Source organism: Lentzea kentuckyensis (assembly GCF_002150765.1).
Classification (GTDB): domain Bacteria; phylum Actinomycetota; class Actinomycetes; order Mycobacteriales; family Pseudonocardiaceae; genus Lentzea; species Lentzea kentuckyensis.
Genome location: NZ_MUYM01000015.1, coordinates 170,720 through 191,323, shown reverse-complemented (window position 1 = coordinate 191,323; position 20,604 = coordinate 170,720). Strand labels below are relative to the sequence as shown.

Genomic DNA, 20,604 nt, shown 5'->3' with positions numbered 1-20,604 from the left:
CGGCATGGTGACTTTCCACGACGGTCTCGCCGACACGTCCCCGCCGACGCACACCGTGGTCGAGACCGATGTGCTGATCGTGGGATCGGGCCCGGCAGGGGCCTCCGCGGCGCTCTTCCTGTCGACGCTCGGCGTCCCGAACATCATGATCACGAAGTACCGGTGGACGGCCAACACCCCTCGCGCGCACATCACCAACCAGCGCACGATGGAGATCTTCCGCGACGTCGGCATCGAGGACCAGGTGCTCGCGGACGCCACGCCGCACCACCTGATCGGCGACACGGTGTTCTGCACCTCGATCACCGGCGAGGAGATCGGCCGCATCCTGACGTGGGGCAACCACCCCGCCCGGCACGCCGACCACGCGCTCGCGTCACCGTCGCTCAACTGCGACATCCCACAGACCTACCTGGAACCGATCCTCGTCCGCAACGCGACGGCGCGCGGCACGCAGACGCAGTTCAGCACCGAGTACCTGGGCCACTCGCAGGACGCCGACGGCGTGAGCGTGCGAGTGCTGAACCGGCTCACCGGCGCCGAGTACACGATCCGCGCGAAGTACCTCATCGGTGCGGACGGCGCCCGGTCCGCGGTGGCGGCCGATCTGGACCTGCCTTACGAGGGACGGATGGACGTCGCCGGGTCGATGAACATCACCTTCAAAGCGGACCTCTCCGACCTCTGCCGGCACCGTCCTTCGGTGCTGTACTGGGTGATCCAGCCCGGCGCGAACGTCGGCGGCATCGGCGCGGGCCTCGTGCGGATGGTGCGGCCGTGGAACGAATGGCTGATCGTCTGGGGCTTCGACCTCGCACAGGGCGTTCCCGAGGTGACCGAGGACGACGCGCTGCGGATCGTGCGCAACCTCGTCGGCGATCCCGCCCTCGACGCGGAGATCACCGGGATCTCGTTGTGGGGCAACAACGAGCAGTACGCCACCCGGTTGCAGCAGGGGCGGGTGTTCTGCGCCGGCGACGCGGTGCACAAGCACCCGCCGAGCAACGGGCTCGGCTCCAACACCTCGATCCAGGACTCCTACAACCTGGCGTGGAAGCTGGCGACCGTCCTCAACGGACAGGCGGGGCCGTCGTTGCTCGACACCTACTCCGCGGAGCGTGCTCCGGTGGCACAGCAGATCGTGTTGCGCGCCAACAAGTCCGCTCGCGAGTTCGGCGCGTTGTTCGAGGCGCTCGGTCTCGACGCGGCCCAGTCGGCCGAGCAGATGCACGCGCAGATCGAGGAGCGCAAGGACGTCAGCCCGGCCGGTGCCGCCAAGCGCGCCGCCGTGCGGGAGGCCATGGAGCTGAAGAACTACGAGTTCAACGCCCACGGCGTGGAGATGGGCCAGAGCTACCGGTCCAGCGCCGTGGTTCCCGACGGCACGACCCGCCCGGAACCGGAGCGCGATCCGGAGCTCTACTACGAGCCGTCGACGTGGCCGGGAGCCCGGTTGCCGCACGCCTGGGTCGGTGACAGCACGCGCAAGCACTCCACGCACGACCTGGTGCCGTACGGCGAGTTCACGTTGCTGACCGGGATCACCGGCGAGGCGTGGGCCGACGCGGCGCAGAAGGCGGCCGACCGGCTCGGCGTGCCGGTGCGGGCCGTGGTCATCGGTCCCGGACGCGCGGTGACGGACCTCTACTTCGACTGGTCGCGACTGTCCGGTGTGGACGAGGACGGGGCGGTGCTGGTGCGTCCGGACAAGCACGTCGCCTGGCGCAGCCAGGCGCTGCCCACCGATCCCGAAGCCGAACTGATGTCCGTTCTGACCACGATCCTCAGCCGGGAGGAGAGCGCGTGAAGTTCGAGCACACCACCCTCGGCCAGCGCGTCCTGTTCGGCACGGGCGAGGCGGCCGCGAACCTCGCCGCGGAGGTCGAACGGCTGGGTGCCCGGCGCGTCCTGCTGATCGCCGAGGACGCGCACGAGGTGACCTCGAAGATCGACGTGGTGGCGCACTGCGCGGACGTGGCGCCGCACGTCCCCGTCGCCAACGCCGAACGCGCTCGGGCACAGGCCGCCTCGTCCGGCGCGGACCTGCTGGTGAGCGTCGGTGGCGGATCCACGACCGGACTGGCCAAAGCCGTCGCGCTGACCACCGGCCTGCCGATCGTCGCCGTGCCCACCACCTACGCGGGTTCCGAGGCGACCAACGTCTGGGGCCTGACCGAGTCCGCGCGCAAGACCACCGGCACCGACGACCGAGTGCTGCCCGTGACCGTCATCTACGACGCGGCGCTCACCGAGTCGTTGCCCGGCGACATGGCGATCGCCTCCGGCTGCAACGCGCTCGCGCACTGCGTCGACTCGATGTGGGCTCCACGCACCGACCCGATCAACCAAGCCCTTGCGGTGGAAGGCATTCGCGCGTTGAGCAGCGGGCTTCGGCGGATCACCACCCCGGACGGCCGCGAGCAGACCCTTTACGGCGCCTACCTGTCCGCCGTGGCGTTCGCCTCCGCGGGATCCGGGCTGCACCACAAGATCTGCCACGTCCTGGGCGGCGCCTACGACCTCCCGCACGCCGCGACCCACACGGCGATTCTCCCGTACGTGCTGGCGTTCAACGCTTCCGCGGCACCACAGGCAGCCGGCCGGATCGCCGAAGCGCTCGGCACCGACCTGATCTCCTTCTACGACGACATCGGCGCCTCCCACGTGCTGCGCGGTGTGCCCGACGTCGCCGAAGCCGCCCGGCTGATCCTGCCGTCCGTGCCCCCGTCGAACCCCCGCCCGGTCACCGAGGACGACCTGACCGCACTGCTCGCCGCCGCGCAGGCGGGCCGGAACCCGTGGAGCCGAGCATGACCGTCTCTGCCGAAGTTCAGGCGCAGCAACAGATCGAGGAACGCCTCACCGCTGAGGTCGTCGCGTCGTTCTCCCGGACCCCGGACCCGCGGCTGAAGGAACTGCTGGAGTCGTTGACGCGGCACCTGCACGCGTTCATCCGCGAAGTGCGCCTGACGGAAGAAGAATGGACTCGGGCCATCGAGTTCCTGACCGCGGCCGGCCACATCACCGACGAGAAGCGGCAGGAGTTCATCCTGCTGTCCGACGTGCTCGGCGCGTCGATGCAGACGATCGCGGTGAACAACGAGGCGCACGGGAACGCCACCGAGGCGACCGTCTTCGGGCCGTTCTTCGTGGAGCGGTCGCCACTGGTGGGCAACGGCGGCAACATCGCCGCGGGCGCCCCCGGAACCCCGTGCTGGGTCGAGGGATCGGTCCGCGACACCGACGGGAACCCGATCGCGGGCGCCCGGATCGAGGCGTGGGAGGCCGACGAGGACGGCCGCTACGACGTGCAGTACCCCGACGACCGCGTGTCCGGCCGCGGCCACCTGTTCTCCGAGCCCGACGGCACGTTCGCGTTCTGGGGCGTGACCCCGACGCCGTACCCGATCCCGGACGACGGCCCGGTCGGCACCCTGCTGGAGGCGACGCGCCGGTCCCCGATGCGCGCCGCCCACCTGCACTTCATGGTCACCGCGGACGGCTTCCGCACCCTCGTCACGCACGTCTTCGTCGAGGGCGATCCGCAGTTGGAGATCGGCGACTCCGTGTTCGGCGTGAAGGAATCCCTCGTCAAGCGGTTCGCCGAACAGCCACCGGGAACCCCCGCTCCCGACGGCAGGGCCCTCGCCGACCTGGCGTGGACCCGTACCCGCTTCGACGTCGTGCTGGCACCCCGCTGACTCAGGAGGGCGCGCCCGTCCAGTCCCTGTTCACGTTGCCACTCCCCCTTCACCAGTTACTTGTGACGGCAGGACCAGGCCCCCAGCCCCGTCCTGCCGCCACAACCCCCCAGAACCCGACGGTGACCGACCAAGTCCCCGTCTGGAACCAGCATCGCGCCGCCAGGAGCAGCACGGCAGGGGTCTCCCGTCTCCCGATCGGGCAGGCGACGGGAGACGCCTGGGAATCGGCCGGGCGGCCCAGCAGACTTCGAACTGTGCAGCCAGACGTCTGCCCGCACCGACGCCCTCGGGACTGGGCCTGCGACAACCGGCTCAGTAGTCTGCAACGACCGCCGCTGGTGGTCAGGCGGGTGCTGAGGGGTGTGGGGGCGGGGACTCATGGCTGAGCAGTCGGATGTCTTTGGTGTGGAACTGCGGCGCCTGCGCACCGCGGCGGGCCTGTCGCTGGCGACGCTGGCGCAGCAGGTCCACTACAGCAAGGGCTATCTGGGCAAGATCGAGACTGGACTGAAGCAACCAGGTGTTGATCTGGCCCGGCGCTGTGACGCGGTTCTCGGAGCCGGTGGACGGCTGGCCTGCCTCGTGGACCAGCCCACACCCGCGAGCCCGCCGGCAGCCGTCGCGGCCGACGGCGACGGCGAAGTGTGGGTGATGAGCATGGCTCCGGATGGTTCGAGCTGGATGGTTCCGATGCCTCGGCGCGAGGCGATCGCGACGGGCGCGGCCTCGTTGCTCGGGCTGACCCTGGGCGCTCCCCGCAGCGCTTCGGCGTCGGCGGCGCACGACGGCACGCTCGCGGCGTTCCGTTCACTGTTCGCCCAGGTCAGGCAGCTCGGACAGACCACGAGCCCCAGCGTCGTGCTGCCGATGGTCACCGTGCACACCCACACCCTGCGCGGGATGGCGAACGGCGCGCCCACGCCGGTCCGTGAGCAGTTGCTCGGCCTGGCCGCCCGCTACAGCGAGTACGCGGGGTGGATGGCCCAGGAGGCGGGCGACGACCGGGCCGCGATGTGGTGGACCCGCAACGCCGTCGAGATGGGCGCCGCGGCCGGTGACACCGAACTGGCCACGTACTCGCTGATCAGGCAGGCGTTGATCACGCTCTACCGCGACGACGCCGTGGGCACCGTCGACCTGGCCCAGCAGGCGCAGGCCGCGCCCGGCACGTCGCCGCGGGTCCAGGGACTCGCCGCGTTGCGCGAGGCACAGGGACACGCCCTGGCCTGCGACTACGACAACTGCCAGCGCGCACTCGACCGCGCCGCCGCCCTGCTCGACAAGGCCGACGCCGCCAGCGGCATGACGATCGGCTCGGCCTCGGTCAGCGGCGCCGACCTGAACAGCCTGGTCGCCGCCTGGTGCATGCACGACCTGGGCCGGTCCCGCGAGGCGGCGGACGTCTTCGACCGGCAGCTGTCCCTGGTGCCCGACACCGCCCACCGCACCCACGCGCGCTTCGGTGCCCGCCGCGCCCTCGCCTACGCCGCCGCCGGCGACATCGACCACGCGAGCGCCCTGGCCACGAAGGTCCTCGACGCCGCCGACCTGGTCGACTCGGCCACCGTCCGGCAGGACCTGAAGCGCCTGGCCCGCCTGCTCGGCCGCGAACGCGACCACGCCGCCGTCCGCGACGTGTACCCCCGGCTCAACGCCGCCCTGCGCAGCCCGATTCACTGACCTGATTCACTCTGGCCTGATTCATTTCGGCGGGGGCGAGAAAACCGCTGATGCACGCACGATGGGGGCTTTGAAGTGTCCGATGCGGCCATTTTCCAGCGTCGGTTCGAGGCGCTGGCCGCGAACGTCGAGGACTTCATCCGGGGCAAGCCCGAGGTGGTCCGGCTGGCACTGGTGTGCCTGCTCGCCGAGGGCCACCTGCTGATCGAGGACGTACCGGGCGTCGCGAAGACCTCGCTGGCCAAGGCCATCGCCCGCTCGGTGGCGGGCGCGGAGGTCAAGCGGATCCAGTTCACCCCGGACCTGCTGCCGTCCGACGTGACCGGCGTGCAGGTCTACGACCAGGGCCGCTCGCGCTTCGAGTTCCGCCAAGGCCCGGTCTTCACCCACATCCTGCTCGGCGACGAGATCAACCGCGCCTCCCCCAAAACCCAGTCCGCGCTGCTCGAGGTGATGGCCGAGGGCCAGGTGACCGTGGACGGCCGCCCCGTCCCGGTCCCGTACCCGTTCCTGTGCATCGCCACCCAGAACCCGGTGGAACACCAGGGCACCTACGCCCTGCCGGAAGCGCAGCTGGACAGGTTCATGATGCGCATCAGCATCGGCTATCCCGAGAACCTGGACGACGAGGTCAGCATCCTGTCCTACGGCGTCACCCGGCGCCGCCCGGACGAACTCAAGTCCGTGATGGAGCTCGACGACCTGCGTCTCATGATCCGCGCGGTGCGCGACCAGCGGGTGGCCGACAACCTCCGCGAGTACGTCGCCCGGCTGATCCGGGCGACCAGGGTGCACCCCGACGTCGAACTGGGCGTGAGCCCCCGCGGCGGCATCGCACTGGTGACCGCCGCGCAGGCCTACGCGCTGGCCGCCGGCCGCCCGTTCGTGACCGCCGACGACGTCAAGGCGGTCGCGGTCCCGGTCCTCAACCACCGTCTGCTGCTCACGCCAGAAGCCCGCATCCAGCAACGCACCGCCGAGTCGATCCTCACCGAGGTCCTCGCCGCCGCGCCGGTGCCGGCCGGTGGGTGATCCGAGGTGCTGACCAGAACCGGCGCGGCGATGGCCTGCACCGCCGTCGCCCTGGTGGCCCTCGGCGTCTGGGCCGACTACCCCGAGCTGGTGACCCTGGGCCTCGCCGCCGCGGCGACCCTGCTGCTCGCGGCCGTGTGGCTGGTGGCCGCACCCCGCCTGACCGTCGTGCGCGAGGTCCGGCCACACCGCGTCTTCGAGGGCAGCGCCGCCCAAGGCACCCTGACCGTCACGAACATCGGCCGCCGCCGCAGCCCACCGCTGCTGGTCACCGAAACCGTCGGCGGCCACCGCACCACCGTGCCGGTGCCCGCCCTCGCCACCGGCGACAGCTGCACGGTGGGCTACGCGCTGCCGGCCACCAAACGCGGCCGTTACCTGATCCCCCCGGTGGAACTGGGCCACTCCGACCCGCTGCGCCTCCTGCACCGCGGCCGGCCCCGCGGCAGCGAACTCGTCGTGCACGTCTACCCGCGCGTGCACCCGCTCGCCCTGATCGCGACCGGCGGCCCGCAGGACGCCGAAGGCCCGACGAACAGCAGCGCCCCTCTGGGCGGCGCGGCGTTCCACAGCCTGCGGGAGTACGTGCCGGGCGACGACTGGCGCCGCATCCACTGGGGCGCCACCGCCCGCACCGGCACGGTGATGGCCCGCCAGGTGGTCGTGCCCGACGAACCGCGCCAGCTGGTCGTCCTCGACACGAGCGCCGCCCCCTACGCCGGTTCGTCGTTCGAGGACGCCGTCCGCGTCGCCGCGTCGTTCTGCGTCGCGGCCGAATCCACGGGTCTCCCGTTCCAGCTCCGCACAACCGGTGCCCTGAAACGGGAGTCGAGCAGCACAGCCCTGGAGTTCCTGTCCACAGTAGACACTTCCGGCCTCGGTCTCGCGACGCTCCCCGCACAGCTGCACGACGTGGTCTCCGACACCCAGGGCATCGCCCTGACCGTGGTCACCGGTCGAGTGGACGCCGAGATCGCCCAGCTGCTGATGTTGCTGCGCCCCCGCTTCCTCTCGATCAGCCTCGCCCAGCTGACCACCGCGGACCCGGTGCCGCGCCCACGCGGCGTGCTCGCCGTCGCCGCGCCGACCAGCGACCAGTTCGCCGCCGGCTGGAACCGGCTGGTGCTGCGATGAGCCGGCTGAAGCTGAGCGCGTTCGCTCCGGGCACGGCCGTCGTCGAGGTGACGCTGGCGCTCGCCGCGTCCGCCGCCGGGGCACTCGTGTACCACGAGTTCTTCGCCACGCCGGGCTACCTGCTGACACTGGGGCTGGCGTGCCTCGTCGGCGGCGTGACGGCGGTGCCGAGCCGGCGTGCGTGGACCACCCCGGTGCTGGCCGTCGCGGGGCTGGCACTGGTCCTGGTCTTCGGGGTGTTCCGCGGCGCGGGCTCCGAGGTCCTCGACGGCACGCGCGGCAGCTGGAACCGCCTGCTCGCCGTGGTGGTGCCGGCGGACCCGTGGGGCGAACTGCTGGTGGTCCCCACCCTGGTGATGTGGGCGGCGGCGTTCACATCGGTCGCGCTCGCCCGGCGAACGCGGACCGTGCTGGCACCACTGGCGCCGTCCCTGGCCGGTTTCCTGTTCGCCGTGTTCGTCGTCGGCAACCAGGCGGGCGGGCACGCGATCGCCACTGTCGTGTTCCTGGCAGCGGCCCTGTCGCTGATCGCCGTCCGCGCGCAGCGCTCCGCCGGCACCGGCACCGTCCGGACCGAACGGCGGTCACCCCGATCCGCCGGCGCCTTCGGCGTCGCGGGCCTGGTGGTCGCCGCCAGCGTGTTGTTCGGAATCGTGGGCGGTCAGGTGCTGCCGATCGCGTCAGGCCAGCACCGCTTCGACATCCGCGACCTGCTCGCGCCACCGGTCACGGGCACCGACACCCTCACCCCGCTGGCGCGGTTGAAGAGCCAGCTCAACGACAAACCCGCCCGCGAGCTGTTCACCGTGCGCCTCGACGTCGAGTCCTACACCCAGGTCGACCGCATCCGCACCGCCGCGCTGGACGTGTTCGACGGCACCATCTGGACCTCCGAGGACACCTATCGCGTGGCGGGCAGCCACCTCACCGGCGACGCCGCGCTGACCAACGGCAAGCAGGTGAAGGCCCACATCGAACTGAAAGACCTCGCCGGCCCGTACCTGCCCGTCATCGGCTGGCCGTCCCGGCTGGAGGCGACCGGCGGCAACCGGGGCCTGCTCGGGTTCGCCCCGAACTCGGGCGTGCTCATCAGCACCGCGCCGAAACTGCAGGGGCTCAGCTACGACGTGACGGGTGAGATCGGCGTCCGGGACGAGGGCCTGGCACAGGCCACCGCGACGTCCGGGCACTCGCGGTCCCTTCCGGACGGTCTGCCGGAAGCCGTCCGCGCGATGGCCACCGATCGCGAGGGTCTCACCAGTTACGAAAAGCTCGTCGACCTCGAGAACAGCTTCCGGGGGCTCGGGACCGACCCGGACGGGCCGCCAGGACACTCCTACGCCGCCATCAGCCGCCTGCTGTCCGGCTCGAACACCAACGGTGGCTACGCCGAACAGCACGCCGCCGCGTTCACCGTGGTCGCCAGGTCGATGGGGTTCCCGGCCAGGGTCGCCGTCGGTTATCGCCTGCGCACCTACCGGGGTGGCGCTTTCCAGGTCAGCACCGCCGACGCCCACGCCTGGCCGGAGGTGCACTTCGCCGGCTACGGCTGGGTGGCGTTCGAGCCCACCAGCGCGGACTACACCCCTTCGCAGAACCAGCAGGCGGAGGCACCCCGGGTGGTTCCGCCGCAACCAGCCCCGCCGACCACCGCACCGCCGGCCGAGTCACGACGTGCCGAGGCCGCGGACGGGCGGGGGTTCGGCTGGCACAGCGTCCGCGACAGCACCGTGCCGGTCGTGCTCGCCGCGATCCTGTTGGTCCTGCTGGCCTGCGGGTTCGTCGCGGTCGTCAAGGCCCACCGCCGCAGACGACGGCGGCGGCACCCCGATCCCGCGGCACGCGTGCTCGGCGCGTGGCAGGAACAGATCGACCGGCTCACCGAACGGGGCATCGCGGCGCCGGTGTCGCTGACGTTCCACGAGGTCGCCCAGCAGGTCCGCGGCGTCCTCGGCGACGCCGCCGGGCTGGTCGAGGCGTCGGCGGAACTGGCGACCACGGCGATCTACGCGCCGGAACACGTCGACGAGTCCGACGCCGACGAGGCCTGGCGCCTGGTGGCCCAGCTGCACACCCGGCTCCACCGCCGGCGCGTGTCCGTGACCCGGCTGCGCGCGACGGTGGATCCACGTCCACTGTGGACGGTCTGGAGCACCGCGCGGCAACGACGTCAGGCCGGCGAACGCCTGGAAGTGGGGAGATATCGATGACCCGGCGACGTACCAGCGCACTCGTCGCGACGATGGCCGCCGCGTCGATCACCGCTGCCGTTCTCGTGGCGGGGCCGGGATATGACGCCGCGCGGGTGCGCATGCACTCCGGCGCGGTCTGGCTCGCGTCCACCCGGACCGGCGAGATGTCACTGGTCGACGGCACCACCGGCGAAGTCCGGGCGCACACCAAAGTCGCCGAGCCCGGAACCGCGCTGAGCGTCTCCCAGCAGAACTCCGCCGCCTACCTCGCGAACCAGAAGACCGGGCAGCTCAGCCGCATCGACAGCGCCACCGAGAAGCTCACCCCGTCGGGGGCCGACCTTCCCGCGAGCAACGGGCTCGTGGTGAAGACCGCTCCGAACGTCGTCTACGGCGTCGACGTCCACAGTGGAACGGTCGTGTCGGTCGACCCGCACACGATGCGATCGTCCGGTGACCGGACACGGCTGGCCGAGCGGCTTCAGCCGGACAGCGTGGTCGTGGACGGCAGGGGCCGGCTGTGGGCGATCGACGCCGGCACCGGTGACCTGGTCTGGCTCGCTGACGGGCAACGACGGTCCCGTCCCGCCAAAGCCGGGAACAGCCGCCTGACAGTCACCACGGGCCGGCCGGCACTCGTGGATCCCGAACGGGACGTCGCCGAACTCCTCCACCCCGGAACCGGAGTCGTCGCCACCACCGTGCGGCCGGGCCTGAACGCGGGCGACGTGGTCACCGTCAGCGGCTCCGCCGACCGGTCGAGAGTGCTCATCGCGAACAGCACCCGCGGCGAACTGGTCGTGTGCGCGTTCGACACCCGCTCCTGCGCGGCACCGGTGAAGGTCACCACCCCGGGCGCCGACCTCGGGACGCCGGTCGAGGTCGGCGACCACGCGGTGGTGCCGGACTACTCCACCGGAGAAGCCGTCATCGTCGATCTCACCGACGGGAGCGTGGTCTCGCAACGCCTGCTCTTCGCCGAGCCGATCCGGTTCGAGCTGGTCGTTCACGACGACGTCGTCTTCTTCAACGACCCCGGTGGCAACGCGGCCGGAGTGCTGAAGCTGACCGGTGACGTCATGACGATCACCAAGCACACCGATGCTCCCACCGGGGACGACGACATCCCGCAGCAATCCGATCCACGGGCACAGCGGGCCCAGCAGGTGACGAAGATCGATCAGCCGGAGCGCGTCCTGGCCCCCGGACTCACGAGACGACCGGACGCCCCTGCGCTGGAGCCGAAGGCGTCCATCGTGGTCAAACCCGGCAACCGGGCCGAGGTCGGCGACGAGCTCGAGCTGACCATGACGCTCCAGCCGGAGGTGAACGCCGAGGCCGACTGGCAGTTCGGCGACGGAACCGCCGGCCACGGGGCGACGGTCCGCCACAGGTGGCAGCAACCCGGCGTGCACACCGTCGAAGCCGTCGCCGTCCTCGGCTCTGGCAGGCGCGTGACGGCGAAGACCACGGTCATCGTGGATCCCGTCGGAGCACCCCCGCAGATCACCGGACTCTCCGTCCAGCGTCCCAAGCCGGTCGTCGGGGAGCTCGTGCGATTCAGCGCGGGCACCTCAGGTCGTCCGGACACGTGGGCGTGGACCGTCACCAGGTCAGGCAGGAGCCGGCCAGAGGCCACCGCCGGCACAGCCGAGTTCAGCCACAGCTTCCCCGCAGCGGGCCAGTACACCGTCTCGCTCACCGTCACGAGAGGCACGGCGACGGCCACCTCCTCGCAGGAGCTCACGGTCGCACGCGGAGCCGTGGAGGGCTGGGGCCGGGACAGGTCCGGGGTGCTGGGCATACCGGCGGCGGCGACGAGCGGCGTGATCGCGGTCGCGGCGGGAGGCTCGCACGCTCTGGCGTTGAAGGCCGACGGCTCCGTGATCGCCTGGGGTGAGAGCTCCTCGGGACAGCTGCAGGTGCCGCCGGAGGCGTCCAGCGGCGTGGTCGCCATCGATGCCGGGTTCGTGCACAGCCTGGCGCTGAAAGCGGACGGCACCGTCATCACCTGGGGCGGCAAGGACATAGCAGGGCTGGACGTGGTACCGCCTGCCGCCCAGCGCGATGTGATCGCGATCGACGCCGGTCACGACTTCAGCATGGCGTTGAAGAAGGACGGTTCCGTGGTCACCTGGGGCGGCTCGACGGGGCAGGTGGAGGTGCCGGCGGCGGCCAGGTCCGGTGTGATCGCGATCAGGGGTGGGATGATCCATTGCGCGGCGCTGAAAGCGGACGGCTCGGTCATCGTCTGGACGCCCGGCGAAAGCTGGATCGAAGACTTGCTCAAGCCACCGCTCGAGGCCCGCGCGGATGTGGTCGCCATTGCCGCGGGGGGCTGGATTTCGCTGGCGTTGAAGTCCGACGGCTCGGTCATCGGCTGGGGTGACAACGACTGGGGTCAGGCCTCGATACCGCAGGAGGCCAAGAGCGGCGTGATCGCGATCGACGCCTCCATCCAGCACAGCGTGGCACTGAAGTCGAACGGCGCCGTCATCGCCTGGGGCGAGGACGGTCTCGGACCGGTGACGGTGCCGCCGCGGTACAGCAGCGGTGTCCTGAGCGTCTCGGCGGGCCGCGGGTACACCATGGTCCTGGTGTGAGGCAACGGATGACGCCGAGAACGCTGACCGCGCTGGCCGTCGCCGCGACCGTGGCCGCCGCTGCCGTTCTCGTGGCGGGGCCGGGATATGACGCCGCGCGGGTGCGCATGCACTCCGGGGGGATCTGGCTGGCCTCCGTCCACACCGGACAGCTCACGCTGATGGACGGTGCGACCGCCGAGGTGAGGACCAAGGTGCAGGTCGCCGAGCCGGGTACCGCGCTGAGCGTCGTCCAGCAGGGCAGCACCGCCTACGCGCTGAACCAGCGGACCGGCCGGCTGAGCCGCGTCGACAGCGCCGCCGAACAGGCGTCACGACCGGTGTCCGTGCTGCCCGCGAGCGACGGGCTCATCGTGAAACCCGCGCCGGACGCACTGCACGTGCTCGACGTCCACAGTGGAACGATCGCCTCGGCCGACCTGAACACCCTCGCGTCGCGAGGCGAATCCCGGCGGCTGGCCAGGGCCGTCAAGCCGGACGATGTCGTGGTGGACGGCCGCGGTCGGCTGTGGGCGCTCGACGAGGCCGGCGACCTCGTCTGGCTGGCAGAGGGTGAGCGGCGCAGGAGTTCGGCCGCCGGCGAGCACGGCCGCCTGGCGATCACCTTGGACCAGCCGGTGGTGGTGGATCCCGAGCACGGCAGGGTCGACCTGCTCTCCCCCGAATCCGGTGCTGTCGTGCGGAGTTCGCCGGTGGGCCTGCGGCCGAACGACGCCGTGACCGTCATCGGCTCTACCGAACGGTCACGGGTGCTCATCGCGAACAGCACCCGCGGCGAGCTGATCACCTGCACGTTCGACACCGGCACCTGCGCCGAGCCCGTGCGGGTCGGCACGCCCGGCGCCGAGTTCGGGAACCCGGTCGAGATCGACAACCACGCGGTCGTCCCCGACCACTCCACCGGGCAGGCCACCGTCGTCGACCTCGCCACCGCACGGGTCGTCGCCCAGCGCGAGCTCTTCGCCCGGCCGACCCGGTTCGAGCTGTTCACCCGCGACGGCATCGTCTTCTTCAACGACCCCAACGGGGACACCGCCGGAGTGCTGGACCTCACGGGTGGCGTGCGGACGATCGTCAAGTACGCGGACGGACCCGCCGACGCCGAGGCGCCGCCGACACCGGACCCCCGCGCGCTGGCGATTCAGGTGCCGAAGACCGGTCAGCGCGTACAGCCGCCGGGACTGGGGATCGCCCGGCCGGCCGTCCAGCCCGCCACGACCAGCCCGGCGCCCCCGTTGCCCGCCTCCGGGGCGTCCATCGCGATCAGCCCGGACAGCCACGGCGTGGTCGGGGAAGAGTTCGAGCTGACCGTCGTGCTCCGGTCGCCGGCGGGCGGGTGGAACGCGCGGTGGCGGCTCGGTGACGGCACCGAGCTGTCCGGCACGACCATCCGCCATCGCTGGCGGCAGCCGGGCGTCTTCACCGTCCAAGCGACCGCCGACTTCGCCACCGGAGCGAGGGTGTTGGCGGAGGCCGTGGTGACGGTCGAACTGCCGGAGGCGCCGCCCCGCATCACCGCGCTCACCGTCCAGCGACCCAAGCCCGTGGTCGGCGAGTCGGTCCGCTTCAGCGCCACCTCGACGGGGCAGCCGGACAGCTGGGCGTGGACCGTGACCAAGCCAGGCAGGTCGACGCCCGAGGTCACCTCGCAGGCGCCCGAGTTCAGGCACGCCTTCGGCACTCCGGGCACCTACACCGTCACGCTCACCGTCACCAAGGGCGCGCGGACGACTAGTTCCACCGGACATTTCACCGTCGCGAGAGGCGCGGTCAAAGCCTGGGGCACGGACACCCACGGTCAGACGGCGGTGCCGTCGTCAGCGGGAAGCGGGGTCGTCGCGATCGCGGCCGGCGCCATGCACTGCCTGGCGTTGAAGTCGGACGGCTCCGTGATCGGCTGGGGCAGCGACGAACGCGGACAGGCCGTGGTGCCTCAACGGGCCACCTCGGGGGTCATCGCGATCTCCGCCGGCACCTTCCACAGCCTGGCGTTGAAGGCCGATGGCTCCGTGGTCGCCTGGGGTGCCAACGACGCGTCGCAAACCGACGTGCCACTGTCTGCCGAGCACGACGTCATCGCGATCGCCGCCGGTCACGACCACAGTCTGGCGTTGCGCAAGGACGGCTCGGTGGTCGCCTGGGGCGGCAACGGGAGCTATCAGTCCAGGGTGCCGCCGGAGGCGATGAGCGGCGTCACCGCGATCGCCGCCGGGAGGCTGCACAGCATGGCGTTGAAGGCGGACGGCTCCGTCGTTCTCTGGGGGCGTGCCGAACCGAACGTGCCGCCAGTACCGGTGGGGCCCGGGAGCGGTGTGGTCGCGATCGCGGCGGGGTGGTACGTCGGCATGGCGGTGAAGTCCGACGGCTCGGTCATCGGCTGGGGCAGCAGCCGTGATCAGGTGCTCCCGGTACCGGGCAACGCGATGAGCGGCGTCGTCGCCGTCAGCTTGGAGAGGCACGTGCTGGCGTTGAAGGCGGACGGCTCGGTGATCGGCTGGGGCGGAAACGGCGGGCCGGCTGTGCCTCCCGAGTACAGCACCGGCGTGCTCGCCGTCGCCGCCGGCGCGCGCTACAGCATGGTTCTGTTGTGAGACAGGAGAATGGGGGCCGATGCCGGTGACACCGCTGACGAGGCGCGCACAGCTGCTGATCGCGGTGGTCGCCGCAACCGCGTCCGTCGCGGTCGTGCTCGTGGCCGAGCCGGGCTACCACTCCGCGCGGATGCGGATGCACTCCGGCACGGCGTGGCTCGCGTCCAACCTGACCGGCGAGGCGACGCTGGTCGACGGCGCCTCCGCCGAGGTGGCCGCCAAGGTGCCGCTCGGTGAGTCGCCCGGCCCGCTGAGCATCGCCCAGCACGGCGACGCGGCCTTGGTCCTGAACCAGCTGACCGGTGCGCTGAGCCGTGTCGACAGCGCCACCCTGAAGGTCTCCCGGGCGCCTGTTTCCCTGCCCAGGAACACAGTGACCGTGCTGAAAGCCGCGCCAGACGTGATCTACGGCGCCGACGTCCACAGTGGACTGGTCACCTCGGTCGACGCCGGCACGCTGGAGGCACGGGGCGAACCGGTCCGGCTGGCCGAGTCGATCAGGCCGGAGGACCTCGCGGTGGACAGCCACGGCCGGTTGTGGGCGATCGACGAGAAGACCGGTGACCTGGTCTGGCTGAGCGGCGCCGAGCGGCGGACGCGTCCGGCCGCGACCGGGACCGCCCGCCTCGCGATCACCGGAGACCGGCCGGCCATCGTCGATCCTGGGCGAGGCACGGCCGAGCTGCTCTCTCCGGAGACCGGCGCCGTCACCCGTTCCGTCGAGACCGGTCTGAAGGACGACCACACCGTGCTCGTGGGTGGTTCCGCCGATCGGCCGAGACTGCTGATCGCGTCCAGCACCCGCGGTGAGCTGATCACGTGCACGTTCGACACCGGCTCCTGTTCCGCTCCCGTGCGGATCTCCGCGCCGGGCGCCGAACTGGGAACGCCGCTGGAGATCGGCGCCTACGCCGTCGTCCCCGACCACTCCACCGGACGGGCCGTCGTCGTCGACCTCGCCACCGCGCGAGTCGTCGCCGAGCACGAACTCTTCGGCCGGCCGACCCGGTTCGAGATCGTCGTTCGCGACGGCATCGTCTTCTTCAACGACCCCAACGGGAACATCGCCGGCGTGCTGAACCTCGCCGGAGACGTCCGGACGATCACCAAGTACACCGGAGGGCTTGAGGGCGACGTACCGCCCACCCCTGTTCCCGGTGTCCAGACGGATCAGGTGGCGACAGCCGGTCAGCGCGACCTGCCACCCGGTGTGGGACTTCCCTGGCAACCGAAGCGGACGTCACAGCCGAACCCGCCACCACCGGCACCGACCCCCGCGGCCTCCATCTCGGTCAGTCCCGGCAACCGCGGTGAGGCCGGGACCGAGTTCGAGCTGACGATGGCACTGCGACAGCCCGGTCCCGCCACGGTCCGCTGGGCATTCGGCGACGGGACCGAGGCGACCGGCACCACCGTCCACCACCGCTGGCACCAGCCGGGCCTGTTCACCGTCCGCGCCGAGGCCGTCCTCGGCACCGGGGCGAAGACGCGCGCGGAGACCACGATCACCGTGGATGCGGCGAACGCGCCTCCGTCCATAGCGCAGCTCGTCGTCCGACGGCCGAAGCCCGTGATCGGTGAGTCGGTGCACTTCAGCGCCGACACCACCGCGGAGCCGGACAGCTGGACCTGGACCGTCACCAAACCGGGCGCGCCGGCTCCGGAGGTCACCGCGCGAACCTCCGAGTTCGACCACTCCTTCCGCACGCCGGGCGTGTACACCGTCTCACTCACCATCACCAAGGGGATCCGGACCGCGCAGTCCTCACGACAGGTCACCGTCGCGCAGGGTGCGGTGAAGGCCTGGGGTTCCAACACCCACGGTGCGCTGGAGGTTCCGGCAGGTGCCGCGAGCGGGGTGATCGCGATCGACGCGGGATTCCACCACGTCCTGGCGCTGAAGTCGGACGGCTCCGTCCTCGCCTGGGGGGCCAACGACTACGCGCAGACAGCAGTACCTCCGGAGGCGTCCAGCGGCGTCGTCGCGATCTCCGCCGGGGGTGCGTACAGCCTGGCGCTGAAGGCGGACGGGACCGTCATCGGCTGGGGCTTCAACGACAACGGCGAGGCGTCGGCCCCGCCTTCCGCCCCCCGTGACGTGATCGCGATCGCCGCCGGAACGGCGTACAGCCAGGTGCTGACAGCGAACGGGTCCGTCATCGGCTGGGGCAACGAGGACGAGGGGAGGTCGATACCGCCGCCGGCGGCGAGCAGCGGTGTCAGGTCGATCGTGACCGGTACCGCGCACACCTTGGCGGTGAAGTCGGACGGTTCCGTCCTCGCCTGGGGCAGTGAGAACCGCGCGGGCGAGCAGTCGATACCGGCCGAGGCGACCGTTGGCGGTGTGCAGGCCGTTGCCGCGGGGTTCGAATGTTCCTTCGTGTTGAGGACGAACGGCTCGGTCTTCGGCTGGGGCAACCCGAGATGGGGAACGCCGGACGTACCGGACTCGGCGAAGAGCGGCGTCGTCGCGATCGATGCGAGGGATCGGCACGTCCTGGCCCTGAAGGCGGACGGGTCGGTCATCGGGTGGGGTCACAACGCCAGCGGCGAGGCGTCAGTACCACCCCAGTACGGCTCCGGCGCGCGAGCCGTCTCCGTCGGTGACGGCTTCAGCGTGGTCCTGCTGGACTCGGCCCCCGAGTGACGGCTACGAGTAGCGGGCTCGGGTGGCCTGGCGCAGCTCGCGCCAGGCCGCCGCGACCTGGCCGGGTTCACCACCGAACGCCCCCGCGCGCAGCAGTGCCGAGTCGGCGTCCAACCGCGCCGCGTTGCGTTGGTAGATGACGGAGTCGTCGTGCTCGAGCCGCACGGCGAACTCGCCAAGCGACGAGAACGGCGCGTCGTGCAGTTCGAGCAGGCTGCGCAGGAATTCGTAGTCCGCGAACGCCCACTCGAACGCGGCGCCGTCGACGACGTTGAAGAACACGCGGCTGAGCACCTGCCGCAGTTGCACACTCAAGGCCTGATGAGGAGGCGTACCGCCCCACGCGGGAAGCGCCGCTGCGTGCCGCGGGTCGACCACGTTGCGCAAAGCCAGCGCCCGCAACACGAGCGTCGACCGTCCGTCGGCACCGGTGGCCGCGGTACGGCACAACAGCCGGTGCAGCAGATCTTCGCGACCCGCGGCCACGCCCGCGACGCCGATCACGTAGGTCAGCAGCAACGCCGGGTACGCCGAAGCGTTGACCCACACGTCCTGGGCGCCGCGGTGCCACGACTCGGGGCGCAGGAAGCGTTCGACGAGAGCGGTCCACAGCTCGTCGTGGCGCCGGTCGCCGGACCGCACGCCGATGGCGACCAGCCGCAGCAACGGCGCCATGTCGTGTTCGTAGCCCGTGAGCCGCTTCTCCAGCGCGGCAGGCAGATCACTCTCGTCCAGATGCCCGGAGGTGGGGTAGCGCGATTCCGTCAGCAGTTCGAGCACCGCCGAGGCCGAGGCCTGCACGCGCTCGTGCACCGTCTGCCCCACCGGCTCGGCCAGCGCCTGCCGGAACTCGGTGACGGTGCTCCGCAGCTCGCCCTCGGCCGGCCGGTCCGGACGCTGGACCGGCGCGGCAGGCCTGGCGGCGACCAGTTCGGGCACCAGCTCGACCAGCTCGTCGACCAGCCGCGGCAGGTCGAGGTCGTCGCTGCGGTGGTGAATCCGCAGGTACTGGCACCGGGCAAGGCGCTTCAACACGTCCGGCAGGTCCGCCTCGGTGAGCGGGTCGATGCCGTCCATCAACACCGGGATCACCCGCAGCCCGCACTGGAAGGCCTCGGTGATCTCGCGACGCACCCAGTCGTCGGGCTTGTCGAGCCTGCGCACGCCCTCGCGGTCGACCGCGTGCACCCAACGGGGTCCGATGAGCGCCAGCAACACCTCGCACCGGCGCAGCCCGCTCAGGATCTCGCGGGAGAAGTCCTCGCCCAGACGGATCGACTGGCTGGCGTAGAAGACCTGGTCAGCTCCGAAGCGCGCGCTCAACTCCCGCTTGACCAGGGCAGCGGCCCACTCACCGTCACCGGTGCGGTAGTTGACGAACACGCCAGGCATCGCCCAAACCCTCTCATGGTGAGGCTCTGCGTGGAGATTACTGACCACCGCCAACGCGGTTTCCAACCCGGCGTTCCTCACGGGCCTGCTCGATGCGTTCCTCCAGCGCCTCGAACCACTCCCGCCCCGGCCGGCCGCAGCTGTCGCGGATCTCGTGCTTGAGTTCGGAGGTGTTGGCGTTCAACGTGCGCACCATGCTCAGCCCCTGGTCGACCTGCTCCCGCAGTTCCCCCTGGGACCGGGCCAGATGGGTCGCGGCGGCGTGCATCTCGGCTCGCGCCTTCCTGCTCGCGACCAGTTGGTGCGGCGCGCGCCGGGCCCGGCGGACCAGGCTCGACATCATGTGCAACGACGTCTGCGCGGAGTGGTAGGCGATGTGCGCGGTGTCGGCGCACTGGTAGGACTCGCGATGGAAGACGCGCAGGCCGTGGAACTCCACGTCGGACCGGGCCTGGAGCGTCACCAGGCGCGCCCGCACCTGTTCGGCCTGGCGGCGCACTCGCTCGTTCTGGGCCCGGACGCGTTTCACCGTCCGGTCGGCCTCCGCGGCCGCCGCGCGCACTTCCTCGACGGTGACGCGACGCGCGCGACGGTCCCACAACCTCATCGCGACGAGGACGGCGGCGCCGATCAGCGCCGCGTTGACGAAGAGCCCCATGCCGTCGTCGATGACGTGTTCACCGGGAACGGCCGGCTTCTTCGTGACGAACACGAACACGTTCATGACGGCGAGCAGCGTGAGGCCCCGCACCAGCAGCCCCAGCCACCGCCGCAACGGCGCCGCCCGGCGAACGCGACCGTTCCTCTTCAACGCGAACCGGGACGACAGCACGCCCAGCGGCACCGAGACGGCCGCGCCCCACAACCATTCCGACAGGTAGGCGGCGTGTTCGGGCAGGCCGTCGGCCACGATGCGCGCCGCGATCGCCGGTGACACCAGCACCATCGCCAGCGGCATCCCGAAGAACAGCGCGAGAAACGCGAGCGCGCAGCCTCCGCGGCCGCCACGGTTGCGACTCACCGGCGCCGGCCGCGGCTCGTGTTCCGCTTGGGTGCGAGAGCGGTCGCGCCGGACCCGTTGAGCACCTTGTCGATGACGTTCGCGACGCCGCCGGTGAGCTCCGTGTGGTGCTGAACGAGCATCGTGGTGAAGTGCCGGGTCAGGTCGATGTACGCGCGGCGTTCGGCGAGCTCCAGCCCCGGCTTCACGGTCGCGCGCTGCATGTTGACCATGCACTCCCGCAACGCCACCGCACTCTTGTCGGCGCGGCCCAGCTCCTTCTGCATGCTGCGCAACGTCGCGGAGGACTCCCGGCGGCGCTGGTCCAGCACCGCCAGCTTGATCTCCCGGTCGTGCGAGCCCCGCGCCTGCCCGACCCGGTCGATCTCGGTGGCCAGCGCGTACGACTCGGCGACGCACTGGGCGGCGGGACCGAGCGGGCCCAGCGAGTCGGCGACCCGCGACACCGCCTCGCTGAACCTGACTTGGTTGCCCTCGACGGTGACCAGATCCATGGCACGTTCATCCACCCGGCCGCACAGAGCGTTACAGCCCGAACGAACCGGGCATCGGGCGCGCGCACGGGTGATCTGGTTGCCCTTTGGCATGGGGTGCGGTTGGTTGGAGTA

Annotated in this window: 13 protein-coding genes; 10 read left to right on the top strand and 3 right to left on the bottom strand. The window is 71.2% G+C overall.

What is annotated here, in order from left to right:
• Positions 1–4: 4 nt before the first annotated feature.
• The 10 genes from B0F77_RS09260 to B0F77_RS09215 all read left to right on the top strand — a co-directional run bounded on the left by B0F77_RS09260 (position 5) and on the right by B0F77_RS09215 (position 17,583).
• Complete coding sequence (locus tag B0F77_RS09260) at positions 5–1,807, top strand: FAD-dependent oxidoreductase (RefSeq protein WP_086662382.1); 1,803 nt, start codon at positions 5–7, stop codon at positions 1,805–1,807.
• Complete coding sequence (locus tag B0F77_RS09255) at positions 1,804–2,814, top strand: maleylacetate reductase (RefSeq protein ID WP_086662381.1); 1,011 nt, start codon at positions 1,804–1,806, stop codon at positions 2,812–2,814. The genes B0F77_RS09260 and B0F77_RS09255 overlap by 4 nt, the downstream gene beginning before the upstream one ends.
• The gene (locus B0F77_RS09250; protein WP_086662380.1) at positions 2,811–3,701 is read left to right on the top strand and encodes a dioxygenase; all 891 of its coding nucleotides are present in this window, start codon (positions 2,811–2,813) and stop codon (positions 3,699–3,701) included. Before B0F77_RS09255 ends, B0F77_RS09250 begins: the two co-directional genes overlap by 4 nt.
• A gap of 381 nt (positions 3,702–4,082) precedes the next feature.
• Positions 4,083–5,384 (top strand): helix-turn-helix domain-containing protein, encoded by a 1,302-nt coding sequence (locus B0F77_RS09245; protein WP_086662379.1) that lies wholly within the window; start codon positions 4,083–4,085, stop codon positions 5,382–5,384.
• A gap of 75 nt (positions 5,385–5,459) precedes the next feature.
• Positions 5,460–6,416: an AAA family ATPase gene (locus B0F77_RS09240; RefSeq protein ID WP_086662378.1), complete on the top strand. Its 957-nt coding sequence runs from the start codon at positions 5,460–5,462 to the stop codon at positions 6,414–6,416.
• Positions 6,417–6,422: 6 nt separating this feature from the next.
• The gene (locus B0F77_RS09235) at positions 6,423–7,550 is read left to right on the top strand and encodes a DUF58 domain-containing protein (RefSeq protein ID WP_086662377.1); all 1,128 of its coding nucleotides are present in this window, start codon (positions 6,423–6,425) and stop codon (positions 7,548–7,550) included.
• The gene (locus tag B0F77_RS09230) at positions 7,547–9,760 is read left to right on the top strand and encodes a transglutaminase TgpA family protein (RefSeq protein ID WP_086662376.1); all 2,214 of its coding nucleotides are present in this window, start codon (positions 7,547–7,549) and stop codon (positions 9,758–9,760) included. Before B0F77_RS09235 ends, B0F77_RS09230 begins: the two co-directional genes overlap by 4 nt.
• Positions 9,757–12,345 carry a PKD domain-containing protein gene (locus B0F77_RS09225; protein WP_086662375.1) on the top strand — a complete coding sequence of 863 codons (2,589 nt, stop codon included), beginning with the start codon at positions 9,757–9,759 and terminating at the stop codon, positions 12,343–12,345. Before B0F77_RS09230 ends, B0F77_RS09225 begins: the two co-directional genes overlap by 4 nt.
• An 8-nt stretch (positions 12,346–12,353) precedes the next feature.
• Positions 12,354–14,936, top strand: a complete 2,583-nt coding sequence (locus B0F77_RS09220) for a PKD domain-containing protein (protein ID WP_086662374.1) — start codon at positions 12,354–12,356, stop codon at positions 14,934–14,936.
• Between the two features lie 19 nt (positions 14,937–14,955).
• The gene (locus B0F77_RS09215; protein WP_086662373.1) at positions 14,956–17,583 is read left to right on the top strand and encodes a PKD domain-containing protein; all 2,628 of its coding nucleotides are present in this window, start codon (positions 14,956–14,958) and stop codon (positions 17,581–17,583) included.
• Positions 17,584–17,586: 3 nt separating this feature from the next.
• On the opposite strand, the gene B0F77_RS48945 is transcribed toward B0F77_RS09215, so the two are convergent.
• The 3 genes from B0F77_RS48945 to B0F77_RS09200 are packed head-to-tail and all read right to left on the bottom strand — an operon-like array spanning position 17,587 to position 20,490.
• Positions 17,587–18,975, bottom strand: a complete 1,389-nt coding sequence (locus tag B0F77_RS48945) for a toll/interleukin-1 receptor domain-containing protein (RefSeq protein ID WP_086662372.1) — start codon at positions 18,973–18,975, stop codon at positions 17,587–17,589.
• 37 nt (positions 18,976–19,012) lie between these two features.
• On the bottom strand, positions 19,013–19,996 hold the full coding sequence (locus B0F77_RS09205) for a hypothetical protein (RefSeq protein ID WP_086662371.1): 984 nt from the start codon (positions 19,994–19,996) through the stop codon (positions 19,013–19,015).
• On the bottom strand, positions 19,993–20,490 hold the full coding sequence (locus B0F77_RS09200) for a hypothetical protein (protein WP_086662370.1): 498 nt from the start codon (positions 20,488–20,490) through the stop codon (positions 19,993–19,995). Before B0F77_RS09200 ends, B0F77_RS09205 begins: the two co-directional genes overlap by 4 nt.
• Between the last annotated feature and the right edge of the window lie 114 nt (positions 20,491–20,604).

Excerpts from the sequence above, each read along its gene's own strand:
- B0F77_RS09215 (WP_086662373.1), top strand. The coding sequence starts at position 14,956 with ATGCCGGTGACACCGCTGACGAGGCGCGCACAGCTGCTGATCGCGGTG.
- B0F77_RS09230 (WP_086662376.1), top strand. The coding sequence starts at position 7,547 with ATGAGCCGGCTGAAGCTGAGCGCGTTCGCTCCGGGCACGGCCGTCGTC.
- B0F77_RS09260 (WP_086662382.1), top strand. The coding sequence starts at position 5 with ATGGTGACTTTCCACGACGGTCTCGCCGACACGTCCCCGCCGACGCAC.
- B0F77_RS09245 (WP_086662379.1), top strand. The coding sequence starts at position 4,083 with ATGGCTGAGCAGTCGGATGTCTTTGGTGTGGAACTGCGGCGCCTGCGC.
- B0F77_RS09220 (WP_086662374.1), top strand. The coding sequence starts at position 12,354 with ATGACGCCGAGAACGCTGACCGCGCTGGCCGTCGCCGCGACCGTGGCC.
- B0F77_RS09200 (WP_086662370.1), bottom strand. The coding sequence starts at position 20,490 with ATGGATCTGGTCACCGTCGAGGGCAACCAAGTCAGGTTCAGCGAGGCG.
- B0F77_RS09225 (WP_086662375.1), top strand. The coding sequence starts at position 9,757 with ATGACCCGGCGACGTACCAGCGCACTCGTCGCGACGATGGCCGCCGCG.
- B0F77_RS09250 (WP_086662380.1), top strand. The coding sequence starts at position 2,811 with ATGACCGTCTCTGCCGAAGTTCAGGCGCAGCAACAGATCGAGGAACGC.
- B0F77_RS48945 (WP_086662372.1), bottom strand. The coding sequence starts at position 18,975 with ATGCCTGGCGTGTTCGTCAACTACCGCACCGGTGACGGTGAGTGGGCC.